General features: G+C 61.7%; 2 protein-coding genes. Both read right to left on the reverse strand.

What is annotated here, in order from left to right:
- Positions 1-1187: 4-aminobutyrate--2-oxoglutarate transaminase (gene gabT / locus HUO07_RS21425; protein ID WP_176305130.1), on the reverse strand; the 1187-nt coding region annotated here is incomplete at its 3' end.
- An 11-nt stretch (positions 1188-1198) separates the two neighbouring features.
- Positions 1199-2047 (reverse strand): aldehyde dehydrogenase family protein (locus tag HUO07_RS21430; RefSeq protein WP_176305131.1); only part of this gene is annotated, 849 nt, incomplete at its 5' end.

Genomic DNA, 2047 nt, shown 5'->3' on the forward strand with positions numbered 1-2047 from the left:
CGGATGCTGTTGCCGTAGAAACCGCATGAAAGCAGGATCAGGCCTTTCTCGCGGGCTTTGGCGCAGAGCGCGGCGGTGAGTTGCGGGTCGGGCTTGCCGTCGCTGTTGAGCAGTTCAAACGCTGCCATGGCGCCTAACTGGCGGCCGTGGGCGACGGCGGGGAAGCGTTCTTCCCATACGGCAAAACGCTCGGCCAGCATTTTGCCCATCTGCTCGCTGCGGGCGAGGATATCTTCTTCTTCAATGGCCTCAATCACCGCCAGGGCCGCCGCGCAGGAGAGCGGGTTGCCGCTGTAGGTGCCGCCTAGGGAGTTGGGGCCGGAGGCGTCCATAACTTTGGCGCTACCTACTACTGCAGAAAGCGGCATGCCGTTAGCGAGGCTTTTCGCGGTGGTGAGAATGTCCGCTTCGATGCCGCTATGCTCCAGCGCAAACAGCTTGCCGGTACGGGCAAAGCCTGACTGCACTTCGTCGGCGATCAGCAGAATGCCGTGCTCGTCGCACAAGGCGCGCAGCGCTTTCAGGTAATCCGGTGAGGCGATGTAGAAACCGCCTTCGCCCTGTACCGGTTCAATCACGATGGCCGCCGTGCGGTGCGGGGCGATATCGGTTTTGAACAGCGTGCGAATGGCGTTCAGCGAGGCTTCTTCGCTGATGCCGTGCAGCGGGTTGGGGAACGGGGCGCGGAACACGTCGCCCGGCATTGGGCCGAAGTCATTCTTGTAGGGCAGCACCTTGCCGGTCATCGCCAGGGTCATCATGGTGCGGCCGTGGAAGGCGCCATCGAACGTGATGATGCCGGTGCGGCCAGTGGCGGCGCGGGCGATCTTCACGGCGTTTTCCAGCGCTTCGGCACCGGTGTTCACCAGCATGGCCTTGCGCTCGGGGCCACGCACGGGGGTGAGTTCGCAGAGCTTTTGGCACAGCTGCACGTAGGGCGCGTAGGAGATCACCGCAGCGCTGGTGTGCATCACTTTCTTGAGCTGTGCTTCGACCGCCGCGACGATTTTCGGGTGGCGGTGGCCCAGGTTGAGCACGCCAATGCCGCCCGCAAAATCGATCCAGCGGTTGCCGTCGGCGTCCCACAGCTCGGCGTTTTCGGCGCGCTCGGCAAACTGGGTGGTCGGCGTGGCGGCACCATTAGCCACGAAGCGGTTTTTCAGGTCGTTCAATTCTTGGTTCGTCATCATCGTTCTCTTTATAAACCGCCAACGCAGACGTATTTCAGTTCAGTAAACTCATCCAATCCGTGGTGAGAACCTTCGCGGCCCAGCCCAGACTCTTTCACACCGCCAAACGGTGCCAGCTCGGTAGAGATCAAGCCTTCATTGACGCCCACCATGCCGTACTCCAGCTGTTCCATGGTGCGCCAGATGCGGCGGTAATCCGTGGCGTAGAAGTAGGCCGCCAGGCCGAACGGTGTGTCGTTGGCCATCTGGATGGCTTCTTCGTCTTTCTTGAAGCGGAACACCGGCGCCACGGGGCCGAAGGTCTCTTCATCGGCCACGGCCATCTCGGTGGTGACATCGGCCAGCACCGTGGGCGTGTAGAAGCGCTCACCGGCAGCGTGGAGTTTGCCGCCGCACATAAGACGTGCGCCTTTACCTTGGGCGTCGTCTACGTGGCGCTGCACTTTATCGATTGCCGCTTGGTTGATGAGCGGGCCGATAATGCTGCCATCTGCCAGGCCATCGCCGACTTTCAGGCCGTTCACACGCTCGGTGAGTTTAGCGACGAACGCATCGTAAATGCCGTCCTGCACCAAAAAGCGGTTGGTGCAGACACAGGTTTGCCCAGCGTTACGGAATTTGGAGGCGATGGCGCCATTAACAGCGGCATCTACATCGGCGTCGTCAAACACGATAAACGGCGCGTTGCCGCCCAGCTCCATGGCGGTTTTCTTCACCGTGCTGGCGCACTGGGCGAGCAGGTGTTTGCCCACCGGGGTGGAGCCAGTGAACGAGACTTTGCGCACTCGGGGGTCGGTGGTGAGCACTTCACCCACGGCCGCGGGTTTGGAAGCGGTGACCACGTTGATGGTGCCCGC

Origin of the sequence: Vreelandella maris (assembly GCF_013371085.1) — a bacterium.
In the GTDB taxonomy this organism is placed as follows: domain Bacteria; phylum Pseudomonadota; class Gammaproteobacteria; order Pseudomonadales; family Halomonadaceae; genus Vreelandella; species Vreelandella maris.